Origin of the sequence: Yoonia maritima, from assembly GCF_003003285.1 — a bacterium.
Classification (GTDB): domain Bacteria; phylum Pseudomonadota; class Alphaproteobacteria; order Rhodobacterales; family Rhodobacteraceae; genus Yoonia; species Yoonia maritima.
The window spans coordinates 206,132-227,864 of the sequence record NZ_PVTP01000005.1; the positions used below are offsets into that span (position 1 = coordinate 206,132).

18 protein-coding genes are annotated in these 21,733 nt (G+C 52.7%); 4 read left to right on the forward strand and 14 right to left on the reverse strand.

Features of this window, described 5'->3' with window-relative positions:
- The first annotated feature begins 3 nt into the window (after positions 1 to 3).
- On the forward strand, positions 4 to 675 hold the full coding sequence (locus tag CLV80_RS09545; RefSeq protein ID WP_106357373.1) for a 4-carboxy-4-hydroxy-2-oxoadipate aldolase/oxaloacetate decarboxylase: 672 nt from the start codon (positions 4 to 6) through the stop codon (positions 673 to 675).
- Positions 668 to 1,720: a 4-oxalomesaconate tautomerase gene (locus CLV80_RS09550; RefSeq protein ID WP_106357375.1), complete on the forward strand. Its 1,053-nt coding sequence runs from the start codon at positions 668 to 670 to the stop codon at positions 1,718 to 1,720. Before CLV80_RS09545 ends, CLV80_RS09550 begins: the two co-directional genes overlap by 8 nt.
- Here the strand turns inward: CLV80_RS09550 and CLV80_RS09555 are convergent.
- Positions 1,717 to 3,246 (reverse strand): esterase family protein, encoded by a 1,530-nt coding sequence (locus CLV80_RS09555; RefSeq protein ID WP_165793354.1) that lies wholly within the window; start codon positions 3,244 to 3,246, stop codon positions 1,717 to 1,719. The two genes, CLV80_RS09550 and CLV80_RS09555, sit on opposite strands and share 4 nt — an antisense overlap.
- 63 nt (positions 3,247 to 3,309) lie before the next feature.
- Positions 3,310 to 5,424, reverse strand: a complete 2,115-nt coding sequence (locus tag CLV80_RS09560; protein WP_165793355.1) for a TonB-dependent siderophore receptor — start codon at positions 5,422 to 5,424, stop codon at positions 3,310 to 3,312.
- A 181-nt stretch (positions 5,425 to 5,605) separates the two neighbouring features.
- On the opposite strand from CLV80_RS09560, the gene CLV80_RS09565 reads away from it, so the two are divergent.
- The gene (locus tag CLV80_RS09565) at positions 5,606 to 6,454 is read left to right on the forward strand and encodes an AraC family transcriptional regulator (protein ID WP_106357382.1); all 849 of its coding nucleotides are present in this window, start codon (positions 5,606 to 5,608) and stop codon (positions 6,452 to 6,454) included.
- 1 nt (position 6,455) lies between these two features.
- Here the strand turns inward: CLV80_RS09565 and CLV80_RS09570 are convergent, their stop codons facing one another.
- The 8 genes from CLV80_RS09570 to CLV80_RS09605 form a co-directional block, all read right to left on the reverse strand.
- Positions 6,456 to 7,223, reverse strand: a complete 768-nt coding sequence (locus CLV80_RS09570) for a siderophore-interacting protein (RefSeq protein ID WP_106357385.1) — start codon at positions 7,221 to 7,223, stop codon at positions 6,456 to 6,458.
- An 8-nt stretch (positions 7,224 to 7,231) separates the two neighbouring features.
- Complete coding sequence (locus tag CLV80_RS09575) at positions 7,232 to 8,008, reverse strand: iron ABC transporter ATP-binding protein (protein WP_106357388.1); 777 nt, start codon at positions 8,006 to 8,008, stop codon at positions 7,232 to 7,234.
- On the reverse strand, positions 8,005 to 8,976 hold the full coding sequence (locus CLV80_RS09580; RefSeq protein WP_106357391.1) for an iron chelate uptake ABC transporter family permease subunit: 972 nt from the start codon (positions 8,974 to 8,976) through the stop codon (positions 8,005 to 8,007). Before CLV80_RS09580 ends, CLV80_RS09575 begins: the two co-directional genes overlap by 4 nt.
- The gene (locus tag CLV80_RS09585; protein WP_165793356.1) at positions 8,963 to 9,934 is read right to left on the reverse strand and encodes an ABC transporter permease; all 972 of its coding nucleotides are present in this window, start codon (positions 9,932 to 9,934) and stop codon (positions 8,963 to 8,965) included. The genes CLV80_RS09580 and CLV80_RS09585 overlap by 14 nt, the downstream gene beginning before the upstream one ends.
- 9 nt (positions 9,935 to 9,943) lie before the next feature.
- Positions 9,944 to 10,849, reverse strand: coding sequence for a siderophore ABC transporter substrate-binding protein (locus tag CLV80_RS09590; protein ID WP_106357394.1), 906 nt, complete (start codon positions 10,847 to 10,849; stop codon positions 9,944 to 9,946).
- Positions 10,850 to 11,023: 174 nt separating this feature from the next.
- Positions 11,024 to 14,062, reverse strand: a complete 3,039-nt coding sequence (locus CLV80_RS09595) for an efflux RND transporter permease subunit (RefSeq protein ID WP_106357396.1) — start codon at positions 14,060 to 14,062, stop codon at positions 11,024 to 11,026.
- Positions 14,059 to 15,135, reverse strand: a complete 1,077-nt coding sequence (locus tag CLV80_RS09600; RefSeq protein ID WP_106357399.1) for an efflux RND transporter periplasmic adaptor subunit — start codon at positions 15,133 to 15,135, stop codon at positions 14,059 to 14,061. Before CLV80_RS09600 ends, CLV80_RS09595 begins: the two co-directional genes overlap by 4 nt.
- Positions 15,132 to 16,193 (reverse strand): efflux RND transporter periplasmic adaptor subunit, encoded by a 1,062-nt coding sequence (locus tag CLV80_RS09605; protein ID WP_106357402.1) that lies wholly within the window; start codon positions 16,191 to 16,193, stop codon positions 15,132 to 15,134. Before CLV80_RS09605 ends, CLV80_RS09600 begins: the two co-directional genes overlap by 4 nt.
- A 160-nt stretch (positions 16,194 to 16,353) precedes the next feature.
- Between CLV80_RS09605 and CLV80_RS09610 the strand changes: the two genes are divergently transcribed.
- Positions 16,354 to 16,983, forward strand: coding sequence for a TetR/AcrR family transcriptional regulator (locus CLV80_RS09610; protein WP_106357405.1), 630 nt, complete (start codon positions 16,354 to 16,356; stop codon positions 16,981 to 16,983).
- On the opposite strand, the gene CLV80_RS09615 is transcribed toward CLV80_RS09610, so the two are convergent.
- From CLV80_RS09615 to CLV80_RS09630, 4 genes are read right to left on the reverse strand one after another with little or no spacing between them, the layout of a single operon-like run.
- Positions 16,968 to 17,615, reverse strand: coding sequence for an ABC transporter ATP-binding protein (locus CLV80_RS09615; protein ID WP_106357408.1), 648 nt, complete (start codon positions 17,613 to 17,615; stop codon positions 16,968 to 16,970). The genes CLV80_RS09610 and CLV80_RS09615 overlap by 16 nt on opposite strands.
- Before the next feature lie 2 nt (positions 17,616 to 17,617).
- Positions 17,618 to 18,391, reverse strand: a complete 774-nt coding sequence (locus tag CLV80_RS09620) for an ABC transporter permease (protein ID WP_106357411.1) — start codon at positions 18,389 to 18,391, stop codon at positions 17,618 to 17,620.
- 5 nt (positions 18,392 to 18,396) lie between these two features.
- Entirely contained in the window at positions 18,397 to 19,596 is a 1,200-nt protein-coding gene (locus CLV80_RS09625) for a KpsE/RkpR family capsule polysaccharide export protein (protein WP_106357414.1), read from the reverse strand.
- A complete protein-coding gene (locus CLV80_RS09630) occupies positions 19,593 to 21,656 on the reverse strand; it encodes a capsule polysaccharide biogenesis protein (protein WP_165793357.1) in 2,064 nt (687 codons plus the stop codon). The genes CLV80_RS09625 and CLV80_RS09630 overlap by 4 nt, the downstream gene beginning before the upstream one ends.
- Positions 21,657 to 21,733 lie beyond the last annotated feature (77 nt).

The window sequence follows — 21,733 nt, forward strand, 5'->3', positions numbered from 1 at the left end:
CCCATGTCTGTAGTTGTTCAAAACGTGAAACGCGCTGACCCTGAAACCATCAAGAAACTAGGTGAAGCAGGTGTCGCAACTGTTCACGAGGCACAGGGTCGCAAAGGATGCCTAGCCTCCTATATGAACCCGATATATCGCGGTGCACAGATCGCTGGGTCTGCCGTCACGATCAGCGCAGCGCCCGGTGATAACTGGATGCTTCATGTCGCGATCGAGCAGTTGCAAGAAGGCGATATCCTTGTTCTATCACCTACGTCGCCCTGCGATAACGGGTACTTTGGTGACTTGTTAGCGACCTCGGCGATGGCACGCGGCTGTCGTGGGTTGATCATTGATGCGGGCATCCGCGACATTCGCGACCTTACCCAAATGAATTTCCCGGTCTGGTCCAAAGCGATCAGCGCGCAGGGCACCGTCAAAGAAACGCTTGGTTCTGTGAACGTGCCAATCGTTTGCGCAGGACAAGCGATTGACGCAGGTGATGTCATCGTCGCGGATGATGATGGCGTTGTCGTCGTTAAACAGGCCGAAGCCGAGACAGTCTTGGTCAACGCGCAAAAACGGCTTGATGCGGAAGAGGCCAAACGCGTTCGCCTAGCAGCCGGTGAACTGGGATTAGATATCTACGACATGCGGCCACGGCTGGCGGAGAAGGGTCTGAAGTATGTCTGAAGGCATTCCATGTCTTTGGATGCGCGGCGGGACGTCAAAGGGCGCATATTTTCTTGCGTCCGATTTGTCCACCGACACGGCCGACCGTGACGCATTGTTGCTACGGATCATGGGGTCACCTGATCCGCTACAAATCGACGGGATCGGTGGGGCAGATCCACTAACGTCCAAGGTGGCAATCCTATCGCCAGCGTCACGCCCTGACGCCGATGTAGATTATCTGTTTCTACAAGTATTCGTTGATCAGGCCGTCGTAACAGACGCACAAGCCTGCGGAAATATCCTTGCCGGGGTTGGCCCTGCCGCTATTGAGCGGGGCTTGGTTCCTGCCAATATGGATGAAACCTCTGTCCGCATTCATATGCTAAACACCGGCGAAATCGCGACTGCCAGGGTGCAAAGCCCGGATGGTATCGTGACCTATGCTGGTGACGCGCATATTGATGGCGTTCCCGGCACCCATGCGCCAATTCCGCTGATGTTCGACAATGTCGCAGGGTCGATGTGTGGGGCGCTGTTGCCCTCTGGCAATGCTGTAGATGTAATAGATGGGATCGAATGTACGCTAATCGATAACGGCATGCCTTGCGTAATTATGCGTGCCACCGATTTTGGGCTAACGGGCTATGAACCTCGTGAAGTGCTTGATGCTGATACTACGCTGAAAGCGCGGCTAGAGGCAATTCGCCTACAGTGCGGGCCACTGATGAGCCTTGGTGATGTCGCGCAAAAATCAGTTCCGAAAATGACGTTAGTCGCACCGCCAAAGAACGGCACCATCACAACCCGTAGCTTTATCCCGCATCGATGCCACGCAACGATTGGGGTCTTTGCGGCGGTTAGCGTGGCGACGGCCTGCACATTGCCCGGATCGCCTGCCGCGAGCGTCGCGGTTTTACCAACCGACAACACATTCGCGATCGAACATCCGACTGGAGCTGCCGACGTATTGATTGAACGCGACACACACGGTCAGGTTCAGTGCGCGGGCACATTAAGGACCGCGCGCAAACTGTTCGATGGGAAAGTTTTTCCGGCGCCCTAATCACCAAATAGATGCAGCAAGCCTTCGGCCAACGCACCGCGCCAAACGAGGTAATCGTGACCGCCCACGAATTCGCGGTAAGTCACGTCCTTGATCCCCTGTAACGTCAGCACATCGCGCAGGTGCCGGGTCGTTTCAAAGATCGACACGCTGCCCGGCAAACGGCTGATTTCATAAATCCCAGCAGACATCCAAATCCGAACATCCTTAGGCGCATTATCCATCCAAAGCGCTGAGACATAGGGTGTTCCCTGGCCTTCGTATCCTTGTGGCGCCCACCAAAAGCTGCCCGATAGAACGACCGCGTTGCCAAAGGTCTCAGGATGACGATGCACAAGGCACGCAGACGCTAAACCACCATACGAAGACCCAGACACAACCCTTTGCGCAGCCGTTGGTGCAATTTTCAAAGTGCTCTCGACCTGCGGCAACCAATCATTCGCAAGCACATCCAAAAACTCAGGATTACATGTCAGATCCACACCACGTTGATCACCGTCTACCGGATCAATGAACGCGACAGCAACTTGTGGCAGCCGACTATCGGCGATCAAACGGTCTAAGATTTGGGGGATAGGTGCGCGTTCTGTCTGATAGGCTGGACCGTCGAACATCACCAAAAGCACTGTGTTAGGGTCGTTTGCGTCGAAATCAGCGGGGCGGTAATAATCAACCCTCCGATCTGAGAAAGCATCAGAGCGTAACAGCCCGGGTTCAATGGTTCCCTCTGCAAAATCCCCTTGGCCATCCATCCCCGGCTGAACGGGCGCGTTCGGGGCTTCGAAGAGCGAACGCTGCGCCCATTGATCTGGTGCCTCCGAATAGATTGGCGTCTTGTTCAGCGGATCCGCCTGCAAGGTGGCCAGCAACGCCACGCGGTTTTCACGCATGCTACCGTCAAACTGCGGAACATCAGGCGAAAAGCCATAGGAAAGGCGACCACTGTCGGGCATTTCAAAAGAGATGTACCAAACGTCGGTGTCACCGAGGCGATCCATCCACATGTGGTCAGCCGCCGGACCTCCCCAAAGCCGTACGTTTTTTTCGGCACCTCGCCATAGGAATGTCGTGATGATTTGCCCGTCACGTGTGGACGGTTCAACCATCGGTGTGCCTTGAACAGCACGTGCAGCCCAGAATTCGGCTGTATCACCGCCATCAGAAAGTGCTGCAATTATTGGGCTGAGATAAGATTTGGCGTTGCCAATTTGTTCATCTGGTGGGACAATACGTTCGATCTCAAGCGTCACTTCAGCACCCACATCACCATCATTCAAAGCACGAAATTGCTGCCCTTGTTCACCGATCACAACATGAAACTGCCCAGCGCCCGTGTTGTCGTCGAGCAGCCGCCGAACATGCATGCCCGTCTTGTCGGTCAAAGAAAGGTCGAAGGGATGCCCCAAAGAATGCAAGCGCCCCCGAACATAGGTACCCGGCGTTGCATCCATTTCAAACGATGCAGTTTCCCCTGGCGCGATCCACGTCGTTTCTTGAGAAAGATCACTACCGAGATCTTCACACATGCCGATACCGGCGCTCAAGAAGAGCACCGGTAGAGCAGCCTGAAAGTATTTCAGGGCCATAATTTACCACTCGTATCCGACGGTCGCGACAACAGCGCGGCCTTCGCCTTGCCAGCAATACCCATTGGTGCAGGACGCGGTATAGCGCGTATCCGCAACGTTAGTGACTGCTACGCGTGCACCAATTCCATCTAGGCCACTGTTAAGAGCACCTAAATCAGCGGTCATACCGATGTCGTAAAGCGTTGTTGATGGCACCTCGACGGTGTTTGTTGCATTGCCCCAGCTTTTGCCAATGAAACGCCCACCGACAGATACGCCAATGGCTTCGGTCACATCATAGTCCAACCACACAGCGGCAGATTCCAAAGGAACACGCTGTTGCTGGTTACCGGTATTTCCGCCTTCTTTGTAAACAGGATCAAGATGCGCGAATGATGCAACGACAGCCAGACGGTCATTCACCTGACCTTGCGCTTCAAGTTCGACACCATGGCTTTGAACTTTACCAACCTGTGACCAACCTACACCGGACACCCACTCCATCACGCCTTCTTGGGTGATATCAAAGACTGAACCCGACACTTGCAACGCGCCATCAAGCGTCGCCCATTTAGCACCAATTTCCCACTGCTCAGCCGTTTCAGCATCAAACGGGGTACCTGTACCGCTGCTGCGCGTGACCGGAGTAAATGAATTAGAATAGCTGACATATGACATTAAACCATTCGCAAACTTGTAAGATAACGCAGCGCGCCCTGTTGTGGCTTCCTCTGTGAAGTTGGATGAATACGATCCATCCGTCGCACCAGTGTCTGTTTCGGCCCAATCGTGGCGCAAACCAACATCCGCGCTAAAATTACCAACCTTCATTTGGTCCTGCACATAAGCGCCAACTTGGGTAACAGTTGTGGTTTCGTCATATACAGGGTTCACTGTGATCGTGCTTAGATCTGTGGTTGATCCGTCGGCAAAGTAATATGTGCCGATACCGAATGCGCGCGCATAGTCGGTTCGTGTTTCGATCCATTGGGTATCAACGCCACCGACAACCTCGTGTGAAATCGTTCCTGTCGCGAACGATGTGGACAAATATGAATCGGTTGTCAGCTGCTCACTGTGATCCACAGAATGGAAGGCGAACAAGTCAACACCCAAGCCATCAGCAGTGACTGCATCGCCCGAAACACCTTTGTGATCCAGATCGATCGTGTTGTAGCGTGCCTTTTGATTTAGCGTCAGACCGTTGCCAAAATCGTGTTCAACCCCATACCCAAACGAAGTCGTCGTCCTGTCTGCTTCGTCATAATCTGGAGCGTAAGACGCAAAACCATCTGGGTATAGATAGCCCGCAGACGTTTCCTCTAGGGTACCGCCCTGCGTTTGGTGGTTACGATAACCTGCTTCGGGGTCAGCTTGGTAAATGCCATAAACAGTGACTTCGGTCTGGTCAGACAGGTTTGCCGTTACAGATGGCGCAACAAGCACACGGCTTTGACCCAGCCCGCTTTCAATTGTTTTATCCCAAATGGAACTTAGCAGACGATAGTGCACAGAACCGCTGTCGTTCAGATCACCCTGTAGGTCAGCGCTAAAGCGACGATAGTCTTCACTACCCACCGCAATTTCAGCGCGGTTCGTTTGATTATCAGTTGGTGTTTTCAGCACCTGATTAATCTGACCACCGGGCGAGACCTGACCATAAGTCAGCGAGTTCGGGCCTTTGACGACCTCAACACTGTCAAGCAGGTATGTATCGAGCTGACCATTAGACGATCCGCCAAACGACATGCCGTCTAACGATTTTCCTGAATAAGATGTGAAGCCACGGATCATTACTTCGTCGTGAAAATTCGACGTGCCGCGGTATTCGCCCTGTACGTTCGAAACGTAACGTACGGCTTCGGCCACGGAATTAGCGCCCTGTGCTTCGATCTGTTCAGCGGTCACGACATTTACAGTGATAGGCGTTTCAGACAGCGGCGTATCAGTCTTTGTACCCGCAGATGATTCAGTTGCGACATAGCCAATTGCCGTACCATCCTCTGTTTCTAGAACGACAGTGCCGATGTTGATCGCATCTTGTGCATACCCTGGACCGACCAGTGCTGTGCTTGCCATAAGCCCAGCCAAGATCAGATGGCGCGCGTTTGAATGTCTGTTTGTTCGCAATGTCATTATCGTGTCCCAATACATACTTACCCGGACGCAAGGGCACGCCCGATTTACTTGAGTTTTTCTATCAGGTTTACTAAAGTCACCACGCCAGCGCGTCCACGTGCCAGCCCCCTGCGCGGGCGACTCATACCTTTGATCGCGCGACACAACGGATAATCACGCACCCTAAGGGCGACACAATATGGCAGTTCAACTGTTTCCCGGCAACTTACGCATCGGCGTTCTGGACGAGGTCGTAACACCCGGACGACGACCGCCTGTTGATACAGTCGATCCAAAGTTTCAAATAATGGTGCTGTTAAAAGGCTATCAGCGATTTTCAATCGACGATCACCAGATCGAACTCGACGCGAGAGAGCACCCTGTCGCGATGATGATGCATCTGCGACGCACCGCAAAGTTGCACTACGACATTTCATATGGCGCGCCCTATAGGAAGATTGCACTGGCAACCCCAAGCGAATGGCTACACCAACTCACCGCCAGCGGAGATACTGTTGCAGCTAGCCTATGTAAGGGCAGCACCACGTTTACCTATCACATTTGGTCCATTGATACCGAATTGACCCGGCTCGCAACGCAAATCCTGCTCCCCCCGCCACAGGACAACGCGACGCAAAAGGAACTGTTTCGGATTTCTCGTGCGCTAGAATTGATCCGTCGGGCCTTGACCGACTGCATCAATGAACCTGCCCAGTCCCCCAGCGACGCGCATCCGATTGCAGAACGCATACGTCTGTATTTGTTACGCAATCTAAGTCAGGATTTGACACTGGATCGGATTGAAAAAGATTTGGGCATGAACAGGCGTTCGCTTCAACGGCATTTTAAGACGGGTACCGGCATCACGTTAAGTGACTTTATGAGACGTGAACGACTTGTACAGGCACGCCGCGCCCTATCCGAAGACGGGTTCACAGTTGCCCAAGCGGCGCATATCGCGGGTTATTCAACACCAGAAAATTTCTCGACTGCGTTTCGGCATGCGTTTGGGCATCCGCCACAAACAATGCGCAACTGCGCAATTTAAGTCATATCACCGTGGGCTTTGCCAGACGCCAATATCCAGACAGATAGCTATGGTCAGTACCAATGCCCAATGTATCACGGAAATGCGCGCGCGCCTTTTGTACCTGCGATTTTTCGGCGCCGCACCAAACGAACGGCGGATTACCAACAGACAGATTTGAATGATTATCAATCAATGCTTGAACTGGGCCAACATCGCGCCCGCGGATAAGCCATTGCAGATCAACCCCGGCAGGCTTTTTGAGGTCCTGAACATCCTCTGGCGCTCCGATTTCGATATAGGCGGCACCTGTCACGTCTACCGCCGACGCCGCCAAAATCCGTCGGATCGCAGGTAATGCAGTTTCGTCACCCGCCATAATGATCTTATCTGCGACAGGCATCGTGCCACCACCGGGACCATTGATTCCGATTGTGTCCCCCAAACACGCGTTACGCATCCATTCGGTGATCCTTCCACCTTCATGGATATAAACATCAAATGTGAACTGCTCGGCCGCGACATCAACCGAAACAAAAGTGTAGACCGGATTGTGAAGCTGATCATCCCCGGTTGGGAACCGCGCACGACCTGTTTCGTCTATATATGGCCAAACAGGTGTGCGATCCTTTGGCGGGAGAAGTAAACGAAAATGCATCCCGCCTTCGGTATAACGCTGCAAGTCAGGCGCGCGCATCGTGACACGAAAGAAGCTTGGGAATGGCCGATCAATCGACACTAATTCGGCAAGGCGGAACGCATCGGAGAGTTGCGGAGCTGTGGTGTTCATACGAGATCCTATTGCGTCGAAGGCGGTGCAATCTGATGCAGGGCAAACGGGTGCCCCGCAATTTGCTGCACCACAATATCAAGGTCGAAAATATCATTTAGCATCGCTGGGGTCACAATCTCGGCCGGGGTTCCGGTCGCGAGCACACGACCATCCTTTAGCGCGACAATCCTATCGGCATAGGCCGCCGCGAAATTGATGTCGTGGATCACAACGACAAAGCTTTTGCCTTGTGTACGGGCAGCCGTCTGTAGCCGTATCATCATCTGGCGCGCATGGCGCATATCGAGATTATTCAGCGGTTCATCCAACAGTACGTAATCTGTGTCTTGCGCCAAAACCATCGCGACCAACGCGCGCTGCCGCTGGCCACCAGACAGTTCATCCAGGAACCGTGTTCGCAGCGGCGTCAACGCCATTGCCTGTAAGGCGTCGTTGACAAGCTTCACATCGGTCGGCCCCGGTCGCCCTTTGTGGTGTGGATACCGGCCAAACCCAACGAGGTCTTGCACCGTTAAGCGCGCAGTCAACACGTTGTCTTGGCGTAAGATCGACAACCGCTTGGCAAGCTCTTGCGTCGGTGTTTCTGCCACATCCGCATCATCAAAAGAAATGCTACCGCTTTGGATACGCGTCAAGCGTGCCATCAATGAAAGCAGCGTAGACTTGCCCGCGCCGTTCGGCCCAATCAATGCGGTAATGCCCCCCTTGGGCAAGGTTAGTGTGACATCTGATAGGATAGGCGCACCCGCAATCTGATGACTGACCCCATTAATTCGGATCATTTTGCAGCCCCCTTAAGCAGCAGAGTAAGAAAAACCAATCCGCCAAGCATATCGATGACAACAGACAGCGTGCCTTTGAAACCTAACACATGTTCGAAAATCGCCTGCCCCCCAACGAGCGTCACAATGGCAACCAGCGTGGTCGCGATCAGCGTTACGCCAAAGCGTGCTCCGGGTAAGAACCGATAGGCTAAATGCGTTACAAGCAGCCCAAAGAATGTGACTGGACCAACAAGCGCTGTGGAAACCGACACGAGTAAGCCAATCGTCGCAAATGAAATGAGCATCACACGTTTGTAGCGTAGACCTAGATTAATTGCGGTTTCGCGTCCCAATGCCAGCACGTCAAATTGGTGGCGCATGCCCCATAAAATCGGCACTGTTCCAGCACAAAGCCCGATAGAAATCCAAAGCAGATCAAGGTTCACTGCGTTGAAACGGGCGAACATCTCGCCTTGGACAACCACAAAATCATTGGGGTCAATCATCCGTGCGGCAAAGTTGGACAGGCTGCGGAACAACGCGCCAAAGATGATCCCAACCAGTACCAATAGATGCAGGTCCCGCGATTTCGCGGTGAACAACCACAAGAACAATCCCGTAGAAAACACCATCATCGCGACAACTTCCGCCGAGAATTTAGCAACTGGGTCGATCGACAGCGCGGCCATACCGCCGATGCTGTAGACCAATCCGGTCTGTATCATCAGGTATAATGCGTCAAAGCCCATGATTGCGGGCGTCAAAATCTGATTGCGGGTCGTGACATGAAACAGTTGCGTCGACGCCGAAATTGCAAACGCCACAAGGATCAATGCAACGACTTTACCCGTTCGAAACTTGAGCGCAAACGCCCAAGCCCCTGCCGGCACACCAAGCACAAAGAACAGTGCGACCGCGATCAGAGCCGCCCCCCCAAGCAGGCCAAGCCGCAAACCAAAGCGTGGAGCAGTACTATCGGACCGCATGACTTTGGCGCCCCAAGAGTAAATACAAGAACACTGCCGATCCGATAACGCCAAAAATTGTGCCAATGGGAATTTCGTAAGGTGCACGGACAACACGGCCTAAAATGTCGCATAGTAAAAGCAGCCCCGCACCAAGGCTGGCAGCCCACGGCACAGCTGCACGCAGGTTATCCCCCATCATTCTGCTAACAATATTAGGGACAATCAGTCCTAAAAATGGAATGGTGCCCACTGTCACCACAACAACTGCGCTGATGACCGATACAATCAGCAATCCGAGCCACATCACACCGCGATAGTTTAGCCCAAGCGTGACAGAAACGTCTTTCCCCATACCCATGATCGAAAACCGGTCTGCAAAAACGTAGCCCAAAGCAGCCAATACACCCGTGATCCATAAAATCTCGTACCGGCCACGTAGGACGCCAGAAAATTCTCCCGTCGTCCATATGCCAAGGTACTGCAAAAGATCCGCTTGATAGGCAAAGAACGTGCCAACGGCCCCAATGACCCCGCCCAGCATCAGCCCGACTAGCGGAACAAGCAATGGTTCGTGCACAGGCAGCCGGTCAAGGATGCGCAAGAAAAGCACTGTGCCTGCGATGGCGAAAACGGCGGCAACACACATTTTAACGATCAACGGCGCGCTTGGTAGAAAAAACACGGCGACCAGCAAACCCAACCCAGCGCTTTCTGTCGTACCAGCCGTTGCAGGTTCAACAAATTTATTGCGGGTCAGCATTTGAAAAATCAGACCGGATATCGCCATTGATATCCCTGTTAGAATGATGGCCAACGTCCTAGGAACACGGCTGGCCATCAAGATAAGTGTATCGTCCCCTTGCCCACGCCACACAGCGCTAATCGACATATCAGCTGCGCCGATTGTCAGACTAAGCATCGCCATGGCTACGATTGCCGCCAAGGCCAACAGCATGTGCAAAGAAAGCGATTTCATCGATTGCGCTTATTGATTGGCGCTATAAGCTTCGATGAATTGGTCGACCGTATCTTGCAACGACCGCACGCCAGATGTCGCGATATAGAAGTCAGCGGGGTTCACATAGATGACCTGACCTGTTTGCATCGCAGTCGTCTGCGCAACCAGTTCGTTGTCCAGTGTTTCGTTCGCGCTTGGCCCGTCGCCGCCAGTAGCAGATGTCCGATCAAAGACGATCATCCAATCTGGATTTGCATCGTGCAAGAATTCAAAACTGATCGCCTCGCCGTGTGTTTCCGCCTCAACGTTTTCAAGCACAGGCACAACGCCAAGCGTGGCGTGGACCCACCCGAAACGGGACTCTGGTCCAAAGACAGAAATCTTTGGCCCGTTAGTCATCACAATAAGACCTTTACCCGCATTTTCCGTCAGCCCTCGCAGTTCGGTCAGTGAACTGTGCAGTTCCCCAATAAGAGCTTCGGCTTCGGCTTCTTTCCCAAATAACGCGCCAAGCTCTGTCGTTTGCGTAAGCACAACCTGTTCTAGGTCATCTGAAAAGGGGCTTAGATTGACTGTTTGCGCAATGTCAGACAGCGCATCCATCTGACTCACGCTGCGCGGTCCAACAATGATTAGATCAGGCTGAAGCGCAAAAACTTGTTCAAAATCGGGTTCGAACAGCGATCCAATTTTGGGTTTAGTTCCGTCATCCAAAGCAGCAAGCGCAGGGACATATAGTGGCTCTGTTAGGCCAGCAACATCGACACCCAACGCCGTGAGCGTATCCAGTGCTCCAACATCAAAAGTAATGACAGTTTCAGGTTTTTCAGCGACAGAAACCGCACCATCCGGCGTTGTTAATGACGTGTCAGCAAAGCCAGACGTCGCAACCATTGCAACAAAAGCCGCACCAAAAATAGATCGTTCAAACATAGTAATCCTTTCTGTTTGACGGTCACAGGCTCTGGCGGCAGCTAACAGCGCAGTGTCCTCAATATACAATGCGATGTATTCGAAATAATAATCGATAAAAAGAGTAAACTTTAAAACGTGATCTAACGGATAAACCGACCCAACCAAGACAGGCGGGTCGGTTTGCTATTAAAGTTAGACGTCTCGTTTGACCCGAAAGACCGCCAGATACAGCGCGGGCACAAAAACCAGCGTGATCACCGTACCAGCGATGATCCCGCCCATCATTGCATAGGCCATCGGACCCCAGAAAATCTGGCGGGAGATCGGGATAAGCGCGAGGCTCGCTGCAGCGGCGGTCAGCAGGATCGGACGCGCACGCGCATCGCTAGCCTCAAAAACCGCATCCCAAGCATTGCGCCCTTTGTCGCGCAGCACTTCGATTTCGGACACTAGAATGATCGAGTTCCGGATCAAAATCCCCATCAAAGCAAGCACACCCAAGATCGCAACAAAGCCCAACGGCGCGCCCGATGGCACCAGCGCAGCAACCACACCAATCAACCCCAGTGGCGCTACACAGAACACGATAAACGCGAGCCTAAACCCCTGCATTTGGACCATGATCAGTGTCAGCATGATCAACAGCATCACAGGCACAACCGCAGCAATAGGTGCTTGGCTATCAACGCTAGATTCAACGGCGCCGCCGATTACCGCCTGATAGCCAAGCGGTAGGTCCGCGTTAAAAGCAGCAATCTTATCTGTCAGTTGGGTTACAATCGTGGCAGGTTGGTCATCCGTAACAATCGCAGCCTTAACGGTAATCGTCGGCGTGCGGTCGCGTTGGTGGATCACGGGCTGTTCAGTTTCATAACTAAACGTCGCAATCGACCGAAGGGGGATCGCAGAACCACTGGGTGAGGATAGTTGCAGGTTCGACAATGCCTCGACCGACTGACGATCAGCTTCGTTTCCGCGCACACGGATATCAACCAGATAATCATCATCGCGCAGCGCCGTCACGGTCTTACCATCGTAAATGGTGTTCAGTGATGTCGCGATGTCACTGGACGAAAGTCCAAGCTGGCGCGCTTTGTCCTGCAAGATATTGATACGCACCACGCGTGCTGGTTCATTCCAGTCAAGGATGATCCCCGTCAGACGGTCATCTGTCGCCATAACCGCGGCTAAGTCACGGGCGTGGTCGCGCAATGTGTCGGGATCTGTCCCGCTTAGGCGATACTGAACTGGGCGACCAACAGGCGGACCGATTTCCAGCAATTTGACAAAGATATCAGCACCTGGGAACCGCGTTTCGGCAACATCTGTCAGCTTAGCACGCAATGCATCGCGCGCCTCGACCGACGGTGTTTGAATGACAATTTGCCCAGTATTCGGGCCGGGTGTCGGTACATCAAACGCAAGCAAGAAACGTGGCGCACCGCGGCCAACATATGATGTCCAGAACAATACGTTTTCGTCACCCTCAAGGTAGGTTTCGAACCGATCTAGCTGGGCTTGGGTTTCAGTGATCGCAGTGTTTTGCGGCATGGCCAAATCAATGATAAGCTCTGGCCGGTCCGAACTTGGAAAGAATTGCTGTTCGACGAAACGCATTCCATAAATCGAAAACCCAAAGACCCCAATGGTCAAGGCAATCGTCAGCCAACGGAATCGCATCGCCCCACGTAACACAACATGAAACATCCTGCGGAAGCGCCCAGGCTCTGCATGATGATGTCCGACGTTTTCCTTTAATAAGGTCACCCCAATCAACGGAGCAAATAACACCGCAACAATCCACGAAATCAGCAAAGCCACCGCGATAACGACAAAGAGCGAGAAGGTAAATTCACCAGCGGCCGATGAGTTCAAACCAATCGGAATAAACCCCGCCACCGTGATCAATGTCCCCGTCAACATTGGGAACGCGATCGAAGTCCACGCATAAGACGCAGATGCCGTCAGGCTTTCGCCCTTTTCAAGACGCGAAATCATCGTCTCAATCGCGATCATCGCATCGTCCACCAACAGGCCAAGCGCGATAATCAATGCACCCAGCGAAATCCGCTGCAGCGTGAACCCGGTGTATTCCATGATCACAAACGTAATCGCCAAAACCAATGGAATCGTCAGGGCAACAACCAAACCGGCCCGCATCCCAAGACTTACAAAACTAACGGCCAACACGATCAACACGGCCTCTAGCAACGCCTGTAGAAAGTGACCGACGGCTTCGTCAACGACGTGTGGTTGGTTGGCAACCTGTTGAATATCGATCCCAATTGGTAATTCTGTGATCGCGTGCGCCATCACTGCGTCTAGTTCCACACCGAAATCAACGATGTTCGCGCCTTGGCGCATACCAACCGCAAGACCGATTGCTTCTTGGCCTTTGTAGCGGAACATCTCAGACGGCGGATCTTCGTAGGCACGTTGAATGTCGGCGATATCGGTCAATGGAAAGAACTGATCACCAACACGCAAGTTAATATCGGCAAGGCTCTCTGCATCGGCGAATTGACCGCCGATACGAACCAGCACCTGTTCTGCGCCGGCCTTAATCACGCCGGACGGCAGAATGGCGTTCTGGGCGGCAAGCGTTGCTTGCACCGACTCTTGGTTCAGGCCAAGTGCAGCCATCCGTTCAGTCGAGAACTCAAGATAGATAACCTCGTCGCGCACGCCGTATATTTCGACTTTACCAGCGTCATCCAACGCTTGGATTTCGCGACGGACACGTTCGACGTAATCGCGGACCTCGCGCGGGGTGAACCCATCATAGGTAAAGGCATACAGATTGCCGAACACATCACCAAAGCTATCGTTGAACTGGAACCCCGAAAATTCTTGCGGGAACTCACCGCGAATGTCGCCCATCATGCTGCGGACCCGCTGCCATATCCGTGGCAACTCGTCGGCATCAGTCGAAGCCAGCAATTCAATATAAACAATCGAAGTACCCGCAGCAGTGACCGACCGCGTGAAATCCAGCTCTGGTAGTTCTTCTAGCTTCTTCTCAATGCGGTCAGTGACCTGTGAAAGCGTCTGTTCAACATCCGCACCCGGTAAAGCGGCAGACACGATCATGGTCTTAATCGCAAAGTTAGGGTCTTCTTCGCGACCAATGTTCATATATGACATTGCCCCTGCAACGACCGAAACGATCATTAAAAACCAGACAAAAGACCGATGCGATAGCGCCCAGTCGGACAGATTAAAACGGTTCATTGCGATACACTCCGCCCGATGGTTTGGCCTTCATGCAGGGAATGGATACCCCGCAGAACGACTTCGTCGCCCAATTCAATTCCTGTGGTCACGCGGACATGATCCCCAAAGTTCAACCCAAGCGTTATGTGGCGTAGATTCACCACATTTTGATCGCGATCGACCAGCCACACGGCAGCGTCGCCTTCAGGGTTCAAGACTGCGCTAATCGGCAAACTGACAACCGTGGCGCCATCACTGACGGCGCGGATTTGAACCAGCGCGCCAAAACGAAACCCAGGAGGCGGATCGGACAGCAACAAATGCGCACGACGGTTCCGTGTCAGGCTTTCGGCAACGGGGTCAATCCGTGCCAGACGCGCGCTTGTTGTCAAACGTGGATTTGATACCAACGCGACCACAAATACCGTTCCGATTTCCAGTTCGGCAAGACCCTGTTCGCTGATATCAACGACAATTTCTCGGCGGTCAGTGTTCGCAAGGCGCAACACCTCTAGCCCCGGCGAAACCAGCGTGCCTGCATCTTCATAGGCTCCGGTGATCACTCCGTCTTGTGGGGCGCGCAGTTCAGCGAGGTCCAATTTGTCTTGGGCGCTTGCAAGGTTTGCTTGGGCTTGTTCGACACCAGCTTGCGCCGCGACCAAAGCCCGCTGTGCATCTTCCTGACGCGTGGCGGAATCAACGCCACGTTCTGCCAACTCGACCGCACGGTTCCATGCTTCTTGGGCTGCTCCTAAATTCGTTTCAGCAACAAGAACACCCGCTTGAGAGCTACGCTCCTCTGCCTGCAAATCTTTTGGGTCTAGCAGAGCCAAAACATCGCCTTTGGCAACTAAAGCGCCCAAATCAACCCGGCGTTCCACCATTGTACCGCTGATCGGAAAACCAAGCGACACTTCGTTACCGGCAGCAACCGTCCCGATATATGTCGCCTGCTGCACAGCATCGGCACCAACACGGCGTGATATAACTGGACGAGGAACATCCGACACAATCTCGGCCGATACTGGCGCGGATTCCGCAAATGCGGATTGGCCGCTCATCAAGGCGAGTAACATAAATAGACGTTTCATTCGTTTGTCCCCGCTTCGGTGCGAACAAGGCGACCGGGGTAAAGCAACTGCGCACCCGCTGACACAACCAGCGCGCCCTCCTCAATACCGTCCGCGACTAAGATGTTTCCAGTTTCAAACCGGTCCACTGTAATCTGCGCAAGCGACACCCGCATCGTTTTGGGGTCCACCACCCACACTGCGGGGCCCTGCGCGGACGCGCTCATCGCGCTATAAGGTAGGACAACCGCCTCACCGACTGATTCAGTTGTAGAACCGCGAACGGCATCGCCATATTCAATACCGTTCGGTTTGTCGTCGACACTCACCTTAACAGCAACGGTACCTGTCGTTGGGTCCACAAGAGGTGACACCTCTCTCACGGCGCCCGCAAACAGTTGGCTGGGGCGTTCTAGCGGAAACATACGCACGTGTTCGATTTGATTTGTACTGGTCATAAGATTTTCAGGGACATCAAACACCGCATCAACCGCGCCACCCAACGCAAGCTCAACAACGGGTTCAACTGCGCCGACAACCTGCCCAGGCTCCGCATAGCGGGCGGTGACGGTTGCGGCCTCTGGCGCAGTTACAACCGTGTCTTCCAGCGCCTTTTCTGCAAGGTCTAAATCTGCGCGCGCTTGAGCAAGCACGCCTTCCTTAACGCGCGTCTGGTCAGCAGCATTGTCGCGGGAAACGCGCGTTGTTGCCCCGCGCTCTAGCAGTGCATCTTGGCGACGAAGATCTTCAAGCGCTTGATCCCTATCTGCGGTGGCCGTCGAAACCCCGGCGCGCGCGGCACGAAGCGCCTGCTCTTGTTGAATGGCCGTTATACGCGCCAATACGGCGCCTGCCTCGACGACATCACCTTCACGGACCTCAACACTTTCGACGCGGCCGCCGCTGGGAAACGATACGCTCAGGGAATTTCGCGCAACGATTTCCCCCGTTAGCGAAATCCCGCGTTCCAGTTCAGTTGATTGTGCGGTGACTATCACCACGGTCAACGGCGTTTCCGCAACTGCGGGTGACCCAATGACCAACGCCACCGACGCAACCAAGACATTTAGACGCAACATTCGCTTTCCCCTATATTCTTGGCTCGCTAATTGCAGCCTAACGCAGATTCGGAACCGAACAACCCAGCCAAATAGCGCCTGCGGAAAATTCAGATAGCGACTGCTATTTGACGTTACATAAAACTGGCCTATTCAGATTACAACTGCTATTTCGTCACATATGTCAGAACAATCCAATCGCGCAAAATCCCAACAGCAAACACGGGACGCCCTGCTTCAAGCGGGTGCACAATTAATTGCCCAAAACGGGTATGCTGGTGCTTCAGTGCGCGACATCGCCGCCCAAGCTGGTTTTACCCAAGGCGCGTTCTATTCGAACTTTAAAAACAAAGACGAACTGGTCTTTGCGATCATGCGGCGGTTATTCCAACACGCCTATGATTCAATTTCGTACTTCAGCAAAGATACCACGACACCAACAGACGAAATGCTGGCAGAAGCATCAGTCTGGTTGCAAGATATGTGTGGGTCAGACGAAAAAGCCCAGCTAGAAGCCGAAATTAGCCTGCATGCAATGCGGGATATGAAATTCGCCGATAGCTACTTTGCCTTACTTGATGAACACGCGGCAAAAATGACTGATATTGTATCCGAGATAGCACGTGCGCGTAAAATGACACTATGTGCGCCTGCGGATCAGATTGCGCGTGGCATGATCGCGATGGCACGCGGGCTAAAGCTCATGATGCCACGGCACGACCCTAAAACGGTGATAGAAACCTTGGGGGTTTTCTTGGACGCTACGATGCGATCGTGTCAAAAGTCACGCAATGATCAAAGCGACTTATAATCCTTAAGAAGATCACCAACGTCATCGTAAAATGTGACGCCGCCGTTGTTCAATAGCAAGCCGCAATCACAATATTCTTTGATTGTCGCAGCCGAATGAGACACCATAATGATCTGGCTACTCTTCAGCTTTTCCTGAAACACCGCGTTACTTTTCTTGCGAAACGTTTCATCGCCTACTGCCGTGATTTCATCAATAAGGTAGACTTGAAAATTGATTGCCATACTTAGCCCAAAAGCCAAGCGCGCCTTCATCCCGCTTGAATAGGTCTTGATTGGAAGCTGTAGCGAAGGCCCAAGCTCTGCAAAGTCTTTCACGTATTCGATCACACGTTCTGTATCTTGCCCATATATACGTGAAACAAAACGTATATTTTCGATCCCCGTCATACTGCCGTTAAAACCGCCCGCAAAACCTAGCGGCCAAGAAACCCGCAAGCTCCGGTACACGCGGCCAGTCGTAGGCGGCTCTGACCCGGCAAGCAAACGCATCATGGTTGACTTACCTGCGCCATTTTTACCCATAATCGCAACGTTACGGTCTTCGGGAAATGCAAATGACAGATCATCCAAAATTACTTTTTGGACGCCCTTCAATTTATAAACTTTCGACACACGATCGAATGCAAGCATCGTTAAAACCTCGACCTGCGAAATAGCCGCTCGCCCGTCAGCCCAATCAGCAGCAATATCGTCCCAACTATTGCTGGGTATGTCATGTCCAAGATGCTCGTTTTGTAATTGGGATAGAACCCATGGCGAAAACCCTCAACCAGATGAAGGATCGGGTTCCATTGCAACACCTCTTGCGCGCGCACAGGCAACTGGCTTGGCACATAGAAAATGCCGGAAATAAAAAACAGCGGGCGCGTCAGAACCTTTTCAATCTGGATCCACGTATCCCACAGCGAGGCAATAACCGCATTTAACGTCCCATACCCCAATCCCAATAAGGCAGTTGTAAAGAACACCAAAATCAATTGCTCAGGCCGGGCGGGTAACTCCGCCATGCCAACGGCGATTAACGCCGAGTAGAATATCACCATGATAACAAGGTACGTAGCTGAGATTAATAGCGCACGCGCCAAAATCGTGTCGACATCTTTAATCACAGGATAAGTTAGCAGTGCCTTGTTCGCATCAAACACAGTCATCAGTTTGCTCGACACTTCAGTAAAGAATTGCAGCGTCAAAATACCCGTCGCAAAGAACAGCGCTAAACTGGAGCCAAATGGCGCATGGCGACCGATCAAGGAAAACAAGATTACGAGCACCGCGACACTTGCCGTCGGCGTAATGACGGCCCAGGCATAGCCGAATGACGATGTGCCAAACGTTGCCCTTGTCTCACGCAGAACAAGGCTCAGAATAACCCGAAGCTGCAATGTAAGCAGTTCGGCTGTGTCCATTTGCCTCACGTTAAGTGGTCCCTGACGGAATACGTCAGCAGCGTGCCGATGCCCCAAATCGCAAAGAACATAAAGCTGGCCAGCAAAATATTTCTAACCCGTCGCGGATATTCTGACTTCTCTGGGGTTTGCGGTCGCACGTGGACGGCAAGGTAACGTTGTTGGCGATCTGCGTCACGGCGTGCTTGCTCTAACGAGTTCAAAGCAGACGCGTAGGATTGTTCGGCCAACCTCCGTTCAACATCCAATGTTTCAAAAGCAGCAAGCTGTTCAGTTACTGCCGATGTGCCAGTTTCATCCAATAGCGCTCCACCAATCTCAAGGCGACGTGTATCGATTTGCTCTGACAAAGCCTCGGCCTGACGGCGCAACGCAACCAAACTAGGCGCATTTTCATCAAGCGACTCGCGTTGTGCGGCAAGGCGCGCGTTAATATCGATTAACCGTGACTCAAGCCCGGACAAAAGCTGAATCTCAAGCGCTGCACTTGCCGTCGGATCAACCGATTGTTCAGAATTACGGAAATCACGAATACTGTCCAAAGAGTCGCGCAATCTGATTTCTTGTAAATCGACCTCTTCGCGGGCAAAGCTAAGCGCATCTTGGCGCGCGCTTGCCGATAGTTCGTTCACAAGGCTTTGTGTCAATTCAAGCACAACCTGCCCAATTTGCTGGGCATGTTCTGGCGTAACCGATTGCACCTCGAACTCAATTATACCTGACGTCGGATCAGACTGTGTCCGGATACGACGGTTCCAATATTTCACGAAATCCTCGATAGGAGCGTCAGGATCCAACCGTGTCAGAAAATCAATACTTGGGTCGGAAAACACTTCTCTTAAAGATAAGCGCGCATCGACGTCCTCAAGCAGACGGCGGCTTTCTAGGTAGTCTAACACAATATAGGTGTCTGCAGTCGTAGAACCCGCACTTGCCAATCCCGTCAGCGCGCCCAAGCCGTCAAGACTTGCGCCAGTCTCGATCCCTCGGATGGAAAACCCTGCACGCGCCGCGTAACGGTCTGTCGCAATCGCCGTGTAATAGAATGTCGCCAAAGTAATCGGGATCAGAACGAGCAAAACGAACGACAGCCACAGCTTATTGCGCCGCTTGCGTTGCAACCGAACTGTCGACGACTTTTGCGCCTCGGTTTTAGTCAGCGAAACGACCTTTTGCGCGGCCTCAACTTTTGGAGCGTCGCTCATTTTTTTACGCCTCTTAATTTTAGAGCGGATACTATCAGTGATCTGCGCAACTTGCGATACCAGTTGTAACTTAGGCTCGCCTCACGCGCTTTTCCGAGCGCATAAAGCGTATCTTCCGGGCCCACAAAGCAGTTTGCTGTAAAATCAAAATAACGTGGATAGCTAATCAATGTACCAAACACCAATTCATCCAGCGACAATATTTTTACCCGCCTCGGGCACGGTAACACATCAGTCGTAAGCCCCCAGCCCGCATAAAATGGGATACCATGACAGGTCACAGCAACCCCACGAAGTAATGCTTCAAACCCCATCAATGATGTCATTGTATGCAATCGATCGACTTGCCCTAACAAACAATCGGCAGACACATCTGTGGTTAAGACCTCATCGCAGAATTCCGCAAACGGACCTGCTACCCCCTTAAGATCACGCAAACCCGCCATTACATCAGGGTGGGGTTTGAAAATGATATAGTCATCGGGATGCAGATGACGTGCACGTTGCAATAGCTCTAGGTTTGTTGTGACTTCGGGCGATCCGAATGCCAGTGATGCATCTGTTTCCACCTGCCCAACGACCAAAACAACGTTTTCCACGTTACTGGGGCGCGTCCAGTTGTCTGCGCCAACATTATATTTGCTTACCCGACCAGCCACGATGCTTTCTCGCAGCCTGTGTGCACGCGCCATTTGCGTAAGGGTTAGGTCCTGCGTGTTTAAAATGTTCTCCAGGTCAGAGGGGCAGGTCGCATCGTAGTAGATTCCCGTCTGGTCAATAACCAACGACATCGGGCGGACAAGATCGGCCCCCAAACCCGCAGAACGCAGAAAGCCGTCTTCAATACGTAAAATAGATTTCGCATGACGAGGTGCAGTCGCCCTACCCCAGACAGCGACAGCGCTTTGCGGTGCTGCTTCTTTCGCGAAGTGTACCTTTGTGTCAGCGAAGAACTTAGGAATAAACTGGCGCTTCCATGCTGAAAATCCTATTGCGGTCACCTTTGGAGGGAGCACAAAAAGCAACCTGCGTTGCTCTGCAATATAGCCAATAGCATCTTCCACTTCCCACGGTTTTCGCGTCACCGGGTTTGCATAAAACGCGTATCCAACCAACGCAGCGTGAACAAGTTGATGAAGGCTTGCTTGACCGCGGCGTGTTGGCGTGGGCAAGGCATCAGTGGTCAATCCCCATCCTGCATAAAACGGCATCCCAAACGTATGAACTGGCCGCCCCCAAATCAAAGCCTCGAACCCGACTTGTGATGTTACCGCATAAACAGCACGCGCCCCCGAAATGAGAGAAACCGGGTGACAGTTTTCCGCGATGACATGAACACGGTCCATTTCGCGCAACTGATCAGGGTTAAAATGGCTTTTAGCTGCGTTCGTATAAACATCGGGGTGTAGTTTTACGACAATATCAATATCTGGATTTTCGTTCAGAGCCGCTTGCAGCATGACATGAAAACTGTCTGCTGTCGCACTACCAAACCCAATCGACATATCACCGCGCACCTGATCTACGACCAATACGTATTGGTCGGGCAGCCTGCGGGTTAACTCCGGCGCAGCGTTGTATTTGGATACACGACCGTCACGCCAAATTTGAATTATATTCGCGGCGCGCAGGTCTTCGTCTGGTGAAAGTCCGCCGGAAATTAAGGTTTCGAGCCGAGAAGGCGTCGAAGCATCATAATGCACACCTAAATTGTCCACCGCGACTGAAACCGCTCGATCACGGCGCCCTACAGATCGCAAAAACCCGTCTTCAAGCAACACAAAGGCAGCACCGTGATCTTGTGCAATATCGACTGCACGGCGCCCAGACCATTTACGACCCCAGCCGACAAACCGGTTTGCATTAGGCCGGATAAGCCGACTGTGAAAAGCCGGAACAGCACCCAAAGCATCCGCGACAAGAGGGTCGTCGCACAGATCCATTGATGTCACTAAATCCGCGCCGGGCTGGGTCCGCAACCGACCAGCCATCAACCGCAACCACTGACCGAGCTTGGATGCCCGACGCCAAGTCAACGCAAGAGTGCCGACAATCTTCATTTTTCTAACAGGCACCATTTTTGCGGCGTTATGCAACTACATCGCGTCAATCCAAGCATAACATGCCCTTTGACGCG